The sequence below is a fragment of the Ramlibacter lithotrophicus genome, from assembly GCF_012184415.1.
In the GTDB taxonomy this organism is placed as follows: Bacteria; Pseudomonadota; Gammaproteobacteria; order Burkholderiales; family Burkholderiaceae_C; genus Ramlibacter; species Ramlibacter lithotrophicus.
Window position 1 is genome coordinate 1,265,495 of sequence record NZ_VTOX01000001.1, and the last position, 12,244, is coordinate 1,277,738.

Sequence of the window (12,244 nt, forward strand, 5' to 3'; positions counted from 1 at the left end):
CTCTGTCGTGTGTCCCCCGTGTAAAGGCCGTGCATTTCGCGAAGCGTGCGCTGCGTTTCGCTCCAACGCCATGTCGATTCGTCCCGGCGCGGTGGCCTGCGTTCGACGTCCCCGGCACAGTGCGCCCATTGCCGCGGTACGCCACAGGAGACCCCATGCAACTCACGCCGTTGGTCCGCCTCGCCAAGGAGAAATCATGAACGCCTGCACCATGGAACCCGATCGAATCGAACGCCTCGCCCGTCGCAACGCCGCCATCCGCATGGGCTGGTACATCCACGCCGTGGTCTACATCACGGTCAACCTGTTCCTCGCGCTGCTCTCGGCGATGAGCGGGCGTCACTGGGCGGTGTTCCCGGCGTTCGGGTGGGGCATCGGCCTGGCCGTCCACGGCGCCGTGGTGTTCATGCTCACCGGCGGCGGCGGGCTGCTCGAACGCCTGGTCGCGCAGGAACGCCGCCGGCTCGCCGCGCGGCGCGATCCCTGGTAGCGCCGGCACCGGGCCAAACCTAGAATTGCCGCATGGCATCGACCCTGTCACCGGAAGAGATCGAACGGCTCGCCCAGCGGCGGGCCGGCGCGAAACTGGGCTGGTACACCCACGCCGTGGTCTACGTGCTGGTGAACCTGTTCATCTTCGCGATCTCCCGCTATGGCTTCGGCAGCCGCCCGTGGTCGGTCTATCCGCTGCTGGGATGGGGGCTGGGCCTGGTGCTGCACGGTGTCGCCGTGTTCGTCCTCGGTTCGGACGGCGGGCTGCGGGAGCGTCTGGTGCAGCAGGAGCGCGAGCGGTTGCAGCGCCAGCGCCAGAACCAGTGAAGATCGACTGGAACGCCAAGCTGCAGCACTTCCTGCAGGCGCTGGCTTTCTCGCTCGCGGTCGCGACGGTCCTGTACGGCCTGCAGCCCGAAAAACCGTACGCGCCGAACGTCGTCTATTCGGTGTGCATCGGCACCGTGATGTGGGCCGTCATCGACCTGGGGCGCCACCTGCTGCCGTCCAGCGCCGAGACCGGCTGGCCGCGGGGGCTGCGCGGCGTCGCCCTTGTGGCCGTCGCGATCCTGGCCGGCTTCCTGCTCGGCTCCGAGGCCGGCAGCCGCATCGAGGTCGCCCTGGGCTGGTCGCGCCTGGAAACCAGCGGCCTGAGGTCCCACCAGTGGCGCACGACGCTGCTGGTGAGCCTGGTGGCCGGCGTCGTCGCCAGCTTCTACTTCTACAGCATGAACCGCAGCGCGTACCTCGAACGCAAGATGGGCGAGGCGCGACGGCATGCCGACGAGGCGCGGCTGCGGCTGCTGGAGACGCAACTCGAGCCGCACATGCTGTTCAACACGCTGGCGAACCTGCGGGTGCTGATCGCCAGCGATCCCCGGCGGGCGCAAGGCATGCTGGACCACATGATCGACTACCTGCGCGCCACGCTCGATGCCTCGCGCAGCGCCACCCACCCGCTGCAGGCCGAATTCGACCGGCTGCGCGACTACCTCGAGCTGATGGCGATCCGCATGGGACCGCGCCTGCGCTACGAGTTGCTGCTGCCGCGCGACCTGGCGCATGTGCGCGTGCCGGCGCTGTTGCTGCAGCCGCTGGTGGAGAACAGCATCAAGCACGGGCTGGAGCCCAAGGTGGACGGCGGCCACGTCCTGGTCAGCGCCGCGCGGGACGGCGACCGGCTGGTCCTGCAGGTGCAGGACACCGGGCTGGGCGAAGCCGCGGCGGGCCACGGCACGGGCTTCGGCCTGGCACAGGTGCGCGATCGCCTCGCCGCCGTGTACGGCGAGCGGGGCCAGGTGGACTTCGACGCGGTCCCGGGCTCGGGCGCCACCGCCACCGTGCGGCTGCCCGTCCAGCCATGAACCGCCGCCCCACCGCGCTCATCGCCGAGGACGAACCGCTCCTGGCGCAATCGCTGCGGGACGAGCTGGCACGCGCCTGGCCCGGGCTGGACGTCGTGGCCGTGGTCGGCGACGGCGCTTCGGCGGTGGACCAGGCGCTGGCACTGCGGCCGGACGTGCTGTTCTTCGACGTCCGCATGCCGGTGCGCGACGGCCTGGAAGCGGCCGTGGACCTGGCCGACGAGTGGCCCGCCGGCGCCGCGTTTCCGGCGCTGGTGTTCGTCACGGCCTACGACCAGTACGCGGTGCAGGCCTTCGAGGCGCAGGCCGTCGACTATGTGCTCAAGCCCGTGCAGCCGGCGCGCCTGGGACGAACGGTGGCGCGGGTGCAGCAGGTGCTGGCGCGGCGGGGGCCGGCCGGCGCCGGCCTCGAGGCGACCTTCGCGCAGTTGCGCGCCCTCGTGGCCGCGGGCCCCGCGCGCCCGCAGGAAGCGCTCAAGGTGCTGCAGGTCAGCGTCGGCAACGCCATCCGCATGGTTCCACTCGAGGAGGTGCTGTACTTCGAGGCGGCAGACAAGTACGTGCGGGTGCTGACGGCCGGCCACGAGTACCTGCTGCGCACGCCGCTCAGGGAGTTGATCCCCAGGCTGGACCCGGACCAGTTCTGGCAGGTGCACCGCGGCACCGTCGTGAGGGCCCTGGCCATCGACAGCGTCGCCCGCGACGAGGCCGGCAAGATGCACATCGCGCTGCGCGGCCGTCCCGAGCGGCTGCCCGTCAGCCGCTTGTACGCCCACCTGTTCAAGGCCATGTGAAAGCAGGCGCCTCGTGATGCCATCCCCAAGGCGACCCCCGGCTCAGCCACTGTCGGCATGAGGGTTTCGCAGGGCGGCGCCTTGCGGCCTACAATGAAGACGTTCACCCCGTACGTCCTGGCATGAGAACCCTGAGTCCCGAAGACCTCGAGCGCCTCGCGCACAAGCGGGCCGGCGCCAAGCTCGGCTGGTATGTGCATGCCGCGGTCTACCTGGTGGTCAACCTTTTCCTCACCGGCCTGTCCTACTTCTTCGGCTACACCTGGACCGTGTACACGGTCCTGGGCTGGGGCCTGGGGCTGGCCCTGCACGGGATTGCCGTCTTCTTCCTGGGCGCCGGCTCCGGCGTGCGCGACCGGTTGCTGCGCCGGGAACGCGAGCGGCTCCGGCGCCAATTCGAGCGCTCCGAAGCCCGCTAGGGCCGCACCCGCCGCCGGCCGGCGGCGGCTTCATTTGCGGTTGCGGAAACCGTCCCACCATTCCCTGGCGGTCGCCTTGACCACCTCGACCGCCTGCGGGTCGCCGTGGAGCAACGCCTTCGCGTAGTGCTTCACCTGATCGCGGGTCACCCGCGGCGGCATGGGCGGCACGTTCGGGTCGGTGATCATCTGCAGCACCGTCGGCCGGTCCGACGCCAGCGCTTCCTCCCATGCCAGCGCCACCGACTGCGGACGGTCGACGCGCACGCCGCGCAGGCCCAGGAGCTTCGCGTACTCGGCCGCCGGAAACGCCGGCAGCGACTGGGAGCCTTCGAACTTCGGGTCCCCTTCCGTGCCGCGCTGTTCCCAGGCGACCATGTTCAGGTCGCCGTTGTCGAGCACCAGGATCACCAGCCGCGGATCGCTCCATCGCTTCCACAGGTGCGCCACCGTGACCAGGGCATTGATCCCGTTCATCTGCCACGCCCCGTCGCCGACCAGGGCGATCACCGGCCGCTGCGGATGCGCGAGCTTGGCGGCGATGGCGTACGGCATGGCGCAGCCCATGGTCGCGAGGCCGCCGGACAGGGATCCCATCATCCCGCGCCGCATCCTGAGGTTGCGCGCGTACCAGGCCGCGCAGGTGCCGGAGTCGCAGGCGATGATGGCGTCGTCGGGCAGCCGCGGCGAGAGTTCGCCGAACACCAGTTGCGGGTTGAGCGGCTGCGCCTCGTTGCGCTCGCGCTGCTCGACCACCTGCCACCAGCGCGCCACCTGCGCCTCGATCTCCTGGCGCCAGCTGCGGTCCTGCTTGCCCTGCAGGAGCGGCAGCAGCGCCTGCAGCGTGAGCCGGCTGTCGCCCACCAGGTTGATCTCGGTCGGGTAGCGCAGGCCCAGCCGGCGCCCATCGACGTCGATCTGCACCGCGCGGGCCTGCCCTTCCCTGGGCAGGAACTCCGAGTACGGGAAGCTGGTGCCGACCATCAGCAGCGTGTCGCAGCCCTCCATCAAGGCCACGCTCGCCTGCGTGCCGAGCAGCCCGATCGCTCCGGTGACGTACGGCAGGTCGTCGGGCAGCGCGCCCTTGCCCAGGAGCGCCTTGGCCACGCCCGCACCCAGGCGGTCGGCCACGGCCATCAGTTCGTCGCCGGCGTGCAGCGCCCCGGCGCCGGCCAGGATGGCCACCCGTTGGCCGCCATTGAGCACTTCGGCCGCCGCCTGCAGGCTGGCCAGGTCCGGCAGGCCGGGCTGGAAGGTGCGACCGATGCCGCTGTGCACGGTGCCGTGCTCGTGCGGCGGGGCCTCGACGGCGTCCATCCGCTGCAGGTCGCTCGGCAGGATGATGCAGGTGACGCTGCGCCGGTCCAGCGCGATCCGCACCGCGCGATCGACGAGGTGGCGCACCTGCCCCGGCACCGTGGCCATCTGCACGAAATCGGAGGCAACGTCCTTGAACAGGGCGGCGAGGTCCACCTCCTGCTGGTACTCGCCGCCGAGGGCGGCCCTGGCCTGCTGCCCGACGATCGCGACCACCGGCTGGTGATCCGCCTTGGCGTCGTACAGGCCGTTGAGGAGGTGGATCGCGCCCGGCCCCGAGGTGGCGATGCACACCCCGACCTCGCCGGTGAACTTGGCGTGGCCGACGGCCATCAGCGCCGCCAGTTCCTCGTGCCGGGCCTGCACGAACTCCACCTGCCCGCTCATCCGGTTGAGCGCGCCCATCACGCCGTTGATCCCGTCGCCGGGGTACCCGAACACGCGGCGCACGCCCCACGCGTGCAGCCGCTCCACCACCTGGTCGCTGACTGTCTTTGCCATCCGTCCAGGGTAGAACCGGCGCGGGCGGCCGCGGTCGGCGGGACGGAGATGCCGGCGTCAGCCGGGTCCGACGCGGCGCCTCCCGCAGACCCACCATGCCGTCCGGCGCCAGCGCGGCGCCGTCTGTCACCTGGTGTGGGCTTTGTCCTACAGCAGCCATCGGCAGGACGCGGTGTACTACAAGCCAATCACCCCGACTCCTCTGAGTCCCCTCCTCCTCCGGGGTGAGCTGGTCCGGCCCTCCGTCCCGCGACTGGCATGTTGCCCCCAGGCTAGCGCCTGGGGGCTCTTTTTTTGTCGTGTCGTTTTCCGCGCCGGCTGCGCCAAAAAAAAAGAGCCCCGACGCGCGCGCGCGGGGCTCAGGCCTGGAGAAAGCCCGGGACTTCAGTGCCGGCCGTAGCCGTGGCCGCCATGGCGGCGGTGTTCGTTGCGCCAGTGCTTGCGGTGGCCATGGCCCCAGCCGCGCTCGTAATAGACCGGTGCCGGAGCGTAGTACACCGGCGCCGGCCGCACGTAGACCGGGGCGGGTCGCACGTACACCGGCGCCGGCTCGTAATACACCGGGGCCGGTTGCACGTACACCGGCGGGTAGTAGACCGGCGGCGCGTTCGACACGCCGACGGCGACGCCCGGCGCCACGTTGGCGCCGATCGAGAAATACACGTTGTCGCGGGCCTGGGCGACGGTGGCCGTGCCGGCGGCGGCCAGCACCAGCGCGGCGGCGGCGAGCCTGGCGTAGAAGGAACTGCTCATGGTGATCTCCTGTTCTGCGGGACACCGCAGTGGCATCCCATGGGTTCATTAGACAAGCCGGTGCGTGACCGAATACACGCCGCACGGTCAAACCCGTTGCCAGACGTAAACCGCGTGATGGAAGTCACGCGGCCCGCTCGCCCCCTAAAATCGATCGGTTATGACCGTGCCCGCCGACAAAGAACTCCCCAAGCCAAGCAACTTCCTGCGCCAGGTGATCGAACGCGACCTGGAGCAAGGCACGTATGCGCAACGCCGCTGGGGTGGCTCGCCGGGCGACGCCGCCAATCACCTGGCCGGCGAGCCCGACCCGGCCCGGATCCGCACCCGCTTTCCGCCTGAGCCGAACGGCTACCTGCACGTCGGGCACGCCAAGAGCATCTGCCTGAACTTCGGGCTGGCGCGCGAGTACGGCGGCGTGTGCCACATGCGCTTCGACGACACCAACCCGGAGAAGGAAGACGTCGAGTACGTCAACTCCATCCTGGACGCGGTGCAGTGGCTTGGCTTTTCGTGGGACGCGAACGGCACCAGCCACCTGTATCACGCCAGCGACTACTTCGACTTCATGTACCGCGCCGCCGAGTACCTGATCGAGGCCGGGCTGGCCTATGTCGACGAGCAGAGCGCGGAGGAGATGCGCGTGAACCGGGGCGACTTCGGCAAGCCGGGCGTGGACAGCCCGTTCCGCAGCCGCTCGATCGACGAGAACCTGCAGCGCTTTCGCGACATGCGCGACGGCAAGCTGCCCGACGGCGCCGCCGTGCTGCGCGCGAAGATCGACATGGCCAGCCCCAACATCAACATGCGGGACCCGGCCCTCTATCGCATCCGCCGCGCCACTCACCACAACACCGGCGACAAGTGGTGCATCTACCCGATGTACACCTATGCGCACCCGATCGAGGACGCGCTGGAGAACATCACCCACAGCCTGTGCACGCTGGAGTTCGAGGACCAGCGGCCGTTCTACGACTGGCTGCTCGACGCGCTGGGCGAAGGCGGCCTGACCAACCAGCCGCATCCGCGCCAGTACGAATTCGCGCGGCTGAACCTCACGTACGTCATCACCAGCAAGCGCAAGTTGAAGCAACTGGTCGACGAGAAGCACGTGAGCGGCTGGGACGACCCGCGCATGCCCACCATCGTCGGCCTGCGCCGCCGCGGCTACACGCCCGAGAGCCTCCAGTTGTTCTGCGAGCGGATCGGCGTCACCAAGAGCGACAGCTGGATCGACTACTCCACGCTGGAACAGGCGCTGCGCGACGACCTCGACCCCAAGGCCGCCCGCGGCATGGCGGTGCTGGACCCGTTGAAGCTGGTGATCACGAACTGGGACGCGGTGATGGGCGCCGGTGCGCTGGACGACTGCTCCGCGCCGGTGCACCCGCACCAGCCCGAGCGCGGCCGCCGCGAATTCAAGTTCGGGCGCGAGCTGTGGATCGAACGCACCGACTACGAGGAAGTGCCGCCCAAGGGCTACAACCGCCTCTTTCCCGGCAACAAGGTCCGCCTGAAGTACGGGTACGTGATCGAGTGCAAGGGCGCGACCAAGGACGCGAACGGAAACGTCACCGAGGTGCAGGCCGAACTGATCCCCGACACCAAGAGCGGCACGCCGGGCAGCGACAAGGTCAAGGTCAAGGGCGTCATCACCTGGGTGGCCGCCGCCGACGGCGTGCCGGCCGAGGTGCGCATGTACGACCGGCTGTTCTCGGTGCCGCAGCCGGGTACCGGAGACAAGGACTTCCTCGAGGAGATCAATCCGGATTCGCTCAGGGTGGTGACGGCTTACGTCGAGCCCTCATTGGCCCATGCGAAAGGCGACGACCGCTTCCAGTTCGAGCGGCACGGGTACTTCGTGGCGGATCGGGTGGAGCACCGCGAGGGCAAACCCGTGTTCAACCGGGTGGCGGGGATGAAGGATAGTTGGGGGAAATAGTTCCGACACGGTGGGCGGCCATGACAAGCATCCACATTTTCCACAAGGGCACCAACGAGCGAGGCGATCTCTTTGCCAGGCTCATGTCTGACTTGTTTGTCGCCCTAGGCTATGGCGTTTCGCGGCTCAACATTCATAAGTCAGGTCGGGAAATTGATCTTTCTGCGCGCCACCGCTTGGAGCAGCGCAAGGCCATCGCCGAGTGCAAGGCCACGAACACGCCCGTGGGCGGCTCCGACCTTAACAAGTTTGTTGGAGCACTGGACGCGGAGAGTGACAAGTCTGCTTTGACGGAAGGCTATTTTATTTCGCTTTCTGGCTTTACAGAAACGGCTATAGAGCAAGAGCTAGGAAGGAAGAAGACGAAGCTTTGCCTCCTTACCGGAGAGCGAGTAGTGGATGAATTAGTTCAAGGAAGGATTCTGGTTTCGAAGGAGCGGGCCACAGAAATCGCTGGGCGCCTCTGCGGAACACAGCAACAGTTCGAACTTGACTTGAACTTGGAGCTCCTCGTTCACGAGCGAGGATTAGTGTGGGCCGTGTTCTATACACAGGGCAAGCAACGAACACATGTCGCACTGATACACGCGGACGGCACACCATTGGCAGCGGGTCTCGCAGCACAAATAATCGGTGCTTATGCGGAGTATACGGGCACTGACTCCGATGCTATTTGCCTGAATCGATCGCAGACCACCAAGTGTATAAGTAGTGAAGAACGCGCACACGCGCTGACGCTATACCAGCAGTATGTGGTGAACGAATGCGGGACAATCCAGCTCGACGGATTGCCAGCGGATAGCGACGTCGGTTCGCGAAGATTGATGCTTGAAGCGCTGTTCGTTCCGCTCCATCTTGATTTGCCGGATAAAGAGCGTACGCGCGTCGCGGCAGGAACCGCCTTGACCGAGTTTAGCCGGATTGCACTTCTTGCAGCTCCTGGCGGCGGTAAGTCAACCCTCCTGAAGCGGATCGCAGTTGCTTATGCAGATCCCACTCGACGCCTACAAATAGACGACCTGCTTCCTGACCGCAAGTGGCTCCCACTGTTCTTTCGTTGTCGCGAACTCCGAGGGTTAACGAGAAGTTCGTTCGCCGATCTCACGGAGGCGCTGTGCAACAGAGAGCCTGTTCGCCAAGCCGCAGAGGCATTCAAGAAAGAGATTGATGACGCTCTTACCGAAGGTAGAGTCCTTCTGCTGGTTGACGGGCTCGACGAAATCGGAGACCCCGGCGACCGGGCTTCGTTCGTATGCACACTGCGCACTGCCTTACTTGCGTACCCGGATACAGCAATAGTCGTTACCTCTCGAAGCGGGATTTCGTCACGTTGCCGCGCACTTGGCTCCGGTTTGCACCATCGCTACGCTTTCTCCGTTTAATGAGGAAGACATTCGGAGGCTGACAGTTGCTTGGCATGTTGAAGTGGTGGGATCGACGGACAAAGTGCGTGCTGACGCGGAAGCGCTTGCCGCAACCATCTCGCGCAACGATCGCATTCGCCGTCTAGCGAGCAACCCCCTCCTCTTAACTACACTCCTACTAGTTAAGAGGTGGGTCGGCTCATTGCCAACCCGGCGAGCGGTTCTTTACGGGAAGGCCGTCGAAGTGCTGCTCATGACGTGGAACACCGAAGGGCACGAACCCATTCGGGATGAAGAAGCGCTACCGCAACTCTGCTACGTCGCAGCGGCCATGATGCGATCGAAGGTTGAGCGTATTAGCCGACCTCATCTAGCCGCCTTTGTGCAAGATGCGCGCACCGCATTGCCTACAGAACTGGGGTATGTTCGGGGAACAGTTGCGGAATTCATTCATAGAGTGGAAGACCGTAGTAGCCTCTTGATGATGACGGGGCTCGATGTCGAAGATGGTCTACTCGTTGAGTTCTTTGAGTTTCGGCACCTGACGTTTCAAGAGTACCTTTGCGCACGCGGAATGGTGGAGGGGTGGCACCCCGATCGAAAAGAGACCGACACACTCGTGAGCGTCCTTGCGCCGTACTTCGAAGAGGAAAAATGGCGCGAGGTGATTCCGTTGGCAGCCGTGCTTGGTGGAAAGGCTACGGAGCCTCTGATCCAGGAACTGACCGCCGCGTGTCTGCAGGTGTCTGCCAGTGGACGAGCAGAGAACCCGAAGCCCTCATTACTGATAAATTCGCTCGGGCACAGCCTCGCTGACGAAGCCGCCGCACGCCCAGAGACCATCGGGTGTGCGATCCAGGCTTTGGTAGCTTGCGGGCTCGATCATCAGACGCGGTCGAACGTGCAGAGTTTCGTTCCGAGTCTGATGGCAGGGCGCTACGGCGGCGAAGTCATTAAGGAGGCAAGGCGAGCCGTTGCTGACGAAGGTAGCGATTTCACTAAAACGACGTACGCGCTGAAGGAGGCTTCCTGGCAAGTTGCGCTGCAAACGCATAACGGCGAGTTTATGGCAATCCTGGACGCAGCAATCTGTGAATTGGCCGTTGACGATCTCTATCGGGTAGGTGAGGGAGCTCTCCTCTTCGCACACTGCCTGGAGAGACTTCCACTGCGACTGCCACGAGCGATTGAACTCGACAGGATTGTCCCAGCATTACTTAGGCTGCTTTACTCCGATGTCAGCGCACAGCAATACATTGCTGGTTGGGCGCTGTGGGCGCTTGGGCGATGCGATATGTGGCTTCCTCCAACCGAGCCCGATGTATTTGGGCGAATTTTTTACTTATGCCGTCACGGATCGAACACAATTCTTCGCCAAGGACTTGCACACACTCTAGTGCAGCAAAAGTTGGCCTCTCGCGACACATACAACGCCTTTCATTCCATAGATCCGAATGAAATCTTGAAAGCACTGATCGGGCGTTATCAAGAGCTCGGATCGTACGAAAGGGCTGCCATGCTTATAGCAGCGTACTTCCGCCGTGCCATCGGTGACGAGGACATCATCCGGAAAACGCTGGAAGTTGAGCAACTGAAATCTGGTATCCCAGATCAGCAGCACACGCCAGTACAGGTTGATGTTCGGCTCGGCGAATTCCTTGCATTGCTGGGCTATCAAGCTCCGCCTGATGGAAAAAAGGCGAAGCGCGCGCGCACATATGCGAGACCGGACATCGGGTTGATCTCGGACCCGAACCAAGAAGAGCTGCTTTGACGAGGAGCCAAGCTTCTTGCGCAGCTCGGAAGCGGGGACGTAATCTCGGGGCCCTTCAATTAGCTCTAACATTCCGCGACGTAATCGCGCAACCCAGGCGGGTCGCTCGCCGCATTCGCGTTCCAGCTGAGGCGCGGCCAGCCGCCGCTTGCCAGAGGTACATGAGGCGCATACGTCGGATTGCGCTTCATGAATGAGGCGCAAATTGGCGGTTTACGCTTCAGAGAACGCCAACAGGGAGCCGCTTGGCGAACCGACAGGCCGCCCCGCCTCACTCGACCCTGATATTCCCGCCTTGATCAGGCGCGCCCACTTTTCCACGTCGGACTTCTGGAACGCCGCGAGTTCGGCGGGTGTCATGCCGCCCGGCTCGATGCCTTGTGCGACCAGCTTCGCCTTCGTGTCGGGGTCCTGAATCGACTTGATCAACTCGATCGAGAGCCGCTCCACCACAGGCTTGGGCACGCCGGCCGGCGCGAACGCGCCTGCCACGAGACGATGCCGAATCTCGGCAAGGTTTCGGCGATGGCCGGCACGTCGGGCCCCGCTCTTCTCCGACGTCACGCCCAGCGCGCGCAGTTTGCCGGCCTTGATGTGCGGCAGCGCCGGCGCCAGGTTCTCGAAGATGATGTCGGTGCCCTGCCCCGAAATCGGCACGGTCAGCGACTCGGCCCTGCTCTTGTACGGCACGTGCACCATCTTGCCGCCGGTCAACTGCTCGAAGAACACGCCCGACGGGTGCTGCGAGGTGCCGTTGCCGGACGACGCATAGTTGATCGTCCCCGGCTTGCTCTGACGGCGGCGATCACCTCTCCTGCACCGTCTTGTACAGACTGTCGGCGCGCACCACCAGGCCGATCATGGTGATCGGCTGGAAGTTCTTGATCGGGTCGTACGGCAGCTTCGCGTACAGGCTGCCGTTGATCGCATGGCAGCTGATCGTGCCGCCCTGGATCGTGTAGCCGTCCGGCGTGAAGAATCGGAGTCAGACTCCAATTCTGTGCGGCGGAACCAAGGCATACCTCGTCCCCCTCCCGGCCCCCGTCCTATCCACCAATCCCAACGCCGTCAACTGGCCGTCGATCTCGGGCACGCGGCTGCGCACGTTGAACCATTCGAGCAGGGCACCCATCTGCGCGGGCACCTTGGCCGACGGCGGCGCTTCGTAGTGCACGACGTCCGGTTTTCCGAGGCGCGGCCTGACGATCTGCATCGGCTCCTCGTCGGTGCACCAGCCGCCGGTGGGTGATGCCGGTCACGCCGCTCCGGCCGGCGGGAAACAGCGCCGCGTGCCAATCGAACAGGTCCTGCTCCGCCAGCGGTCCCTCCCAACGCGTGACCGCTGCCTGCAGGACGTCCAGCGTCGCTTCGGTACGCGCGTCGCGTGGAGTCGCGGGTGTCACTTTCCACCGTAATCAGGCCACTTCGTTTTCGGCGTAATCAGGCCAGGGGGCCGGGCCGACGGCAGCTGGCGTTTTCGGCGTAATCAAGCCAGCTGTTTTCGGCATATTCAGGCCAGCTCGG

General features: G+C 65.4%; 13 protein-coding genes. 8 read left to right on the forward strand and 5 right to left on the reverse strand.

Annotated elements, in window-relative coordinates:
* Positions 1 to 196 precede the first annotated feature (196 nt).
* From RAMLITH_RS05955 to RAMLITH_RS05975, 5 genes are all read left to right on the forward strand, one after another.
* Positions 197 to 490, forward strand: a complete 294-nt coding sequence (locus RAMLITH_RS05955) for a 2TM domain-containing protein (RefSeq protein ID WP_168106358.1) — start codon at positions 197 to 199, stop codon at positions 488 to 490.
* Between the two features lie 32 nt (positions 491 to 522).
* Positions 523 to 819, forward strand: a complete 297-nt coding sequence (locus tag RAMLITH_RS05960; RefSeq protein WP_168106359.1) for a 2TM domain-containing protein — start codon at positions 523 to 525, stop codon at positions 817 to 819.
* Entirely contained in the window at positions 816 to 1,856 is a 1,041-nt protein-coding gene (locus tag RAMLITH_RS05965; protein ID WP_168106360.1) for a histidine kinase, read from the forward strand. Before RAMLITH_RS05960 ends, RAMLITH_RS05965 begins: the two co-directional genes overlap by 4 nt.
* Positions 1,853 to 2,650: a LytR/AlgR family response regulator transcription factor gene (locus RAMLITH_RS05970; RefSeq protein WP_168106361.1), complete on the forward strand. Its 798-nt coding sequence runs from the start codon at positions 1,853 to 1,855 to the stop codon at positions 2,648 to 2,650. Before RAMLITH_RS05965 ends, RAMLITH_RS05970 begins: the two co-directional genes overlap by 4 nt.
* Before the next feature lie 122 nt (positions 2,651 to 2,772).
* Complete coding sequence (locus tag RAMLITH_RS05975; protein WP_168106362.1) at positions 2,773 to 3,069, forward strand: 2TM domain-containing protein; 297 nt, start codon at positions 2,773 to 2,775, stop codon at positions 3,067 to 3,069.
* A 30-nt stretch (positions 3,070 to 3,099) separates the two neighbouring features.
* Here the strand turns inward: RAMLITH_RS05975 and RAMLITH_RS05980 are convergent, their stop codons facing one another.
* A complete protein-coding gene (locus RAMLITH_RS05980; protein WP_168106363.1) occupies positions 3,100 to 4,887 on the reverse strand; it encodes a thiamine pyrophosphate-requiring protein in 1,788 nt (595 codons plus the stop codon).
* A 384-nt stretch (positions 4,888 to 5,271) separates the two neighbouring features.
* Positions 5,272 to 5,640 carry a hypothetical protein gene (locus RAMLITH_RS05985; RefSeq protein WP_238343996.1) on the reverse strand — a complete coding sequence of 123 codons (369 nt, stop codon included), beginning with the start codon at positions 5,638 to 5,640 and terminating at the stop codon, positions 5,272 to 5,274.
* A gap of 160 nt (positions 5,641 to 5,800) precedes the next feature.
* On the opposite strand from RAMLITH_RS05985, the gene RAMLITH_RS05990 reads away from it, so the two are divergent.
* The 3 genes from RAMLITH_RS05990 (at position 5,801) to RAMLITH_RS06000 (ending at position 10,720) form a co-directional block, all read left to right on the forward strand.
* Entirely contained in the window at positions 5,801 to 7,582 is a 1,782-nt protein-coding gene (locus tag RAMLITH_RS05990) for a glutamine--tRNA ligase/YqeY domain fusion protein (protein WP_168106364.1), read from the forward strand.
* A 20-nt stretch (positions 7,583 to 7,602) separates the two neighbouring features.
* Positions 7,603 to 8,964, forward strand: coding sequence for a restriction endonuclease (locus RAMLITH_RS05995; RefSeq protein WP_168106365.1), 1,362 nt, complete (start codon positions 7,603 to 7,605; stop codon positions 8,962 to 8,964).
* 235 nt (positions 8,965 to 9,199) lie between these two features.
* Complete coding sequence (locus RAMLITH_RS06000; RefSeq protein ID WP_168106366.1) at positions 9,200 to 10,720, forward strand: NACHT domain-containing protein; 1,521 nt, start codon at positions 9,200 to 9,202, stop codon at positions 10,718 to 10,720.
* A 213-nt stretch (positions 10,721 to 10,933) separates the two neighbouring features.
* On the opposite strand, the gene RAMLITH_RS06005 is transcribed toward RAMLITH_RS06000, so the two are convergent.
* The 3 genes from RAMLITH_RS06005 to RAMLITH_RS06015 are packed head-to-tail and all read right to left on the reverse strand — an operon-like array spanning position 10,934 to position 11,933.
* Positions 10,934 to 11,497, reverse strand: a complete 564-nt coding sequence (locus RAMLITH_RS06005; RefSeq protein WP_168106485.1) for a tripartite tricarboxylate transporter substrate-binding protein — start codon at positions 11,495 to 11,497, stop codon at positions 10,934 to 10,936.
* Positions 11,498 to 11,525: 28 nt separating this feature from the next.
* Positions 11,526 to 11,675: a tripartite tricarboxylate transporter substrate-binding protein gene (locus RAMLITH_RS26270; protein ID WP_168106486.1), complete on the reverse strand. Its 150-nt coding sequence runs from the start codon at positions 11,673 to 11,675 to the stop codon at positions 11,526 to 11,528.
* 30 nt (positions 11,676 to 11,705) lie between these two features.
* Entirely contained in the window at positions 11,706 to 11,933 is a 228-nt protein-coding gene (locus RAMLITH_RS06015; protein ID WP_168106367.1) for a hypothetical protein, read from the reverse strand.
* Positions 11,934 to 12,244 lie beyond the last annotated feature (311 nt).

What these genes read in the sequence shown, in the direction of transcription:
- RAMLITH_RS05985 (WP_238343996.1), bottom strand. Translation starts at nt 5,640, where the DNA reads ATGAGCAGTTCCTTCTACGCCAGGCTCGCCGCCGCCGCGCTGGTGCTG.
- RAMLITH_RS05970 (WP_168106361.1), top strand. Translation starts at nt 1,853, where the DNA reads ATGAACCGCCGCCCCACCGCGCTCATCGCCGAGGACGAACCGCTCCTG.
- RAMLITH_RS05955 (WP_168106358.1), top strand. Translation starts at nt 197, where the DNA reads ATGAACGCCTGCACCATGGAACCCGATCGAATCGAACGCCTCGCCCGT.
- RAMLITH_RS05995 (WP_168106365.1), top strand. Translation starts at nt 7,603, where the DNA reads ATGACAAGCATCCACATTTTCCACAAGGGCACCAACGAGCGAGGCGAT.
- RAMLITH_RS05960 (WP_168106359.1), top strand. Translation starts at nt 523, where the DNA reads ATGGCATCGACCCTGTCACCGGAAGAGATCGAACGGCTCGCCCAGCGG.
- RAMLITH_RS06015 (WP_168106367.1), bottom strand. Translation starts at nt 11,933, where the DNA reads ATGCAGATCGTCAGGCCGCGCCTCGGAAAACCGGACGTCGTGCACTAC.
- RAMLITH_RS05990 (WP_168106364.1), top strand. Translation starts at nt 5,801, where the DNA reads ATGACCGTGCCCGCCGACAAAGAACTCCCCAAGCCAAGCAACTTCCTG.
- RAMLITH_RS06000 (WP_168106366.1), top strand. Translation starts at nt 9,200, where the DNA reads ATGACGTGGAACACCGAAGGGCACGAACCCATTCGGGATGAAGAAGCG.
- RAMLITH_RS05975 (WP_168106362.1), top strand. Translation starts at nt 2,773, where the DNA reads ATGAGAACCCTGAGTCCCGAAGACCTCGAGCGCCTCGCGCACAAGCGG.
- RAMLITH_RS05980 (WP_168106363.1), bottom strand. Translation starts at nt 4,887, where the DNA reads ATGGCAAAGACAGTCAGCGACCAGGTGGTGGAGCGGCTGCACGCGTGG.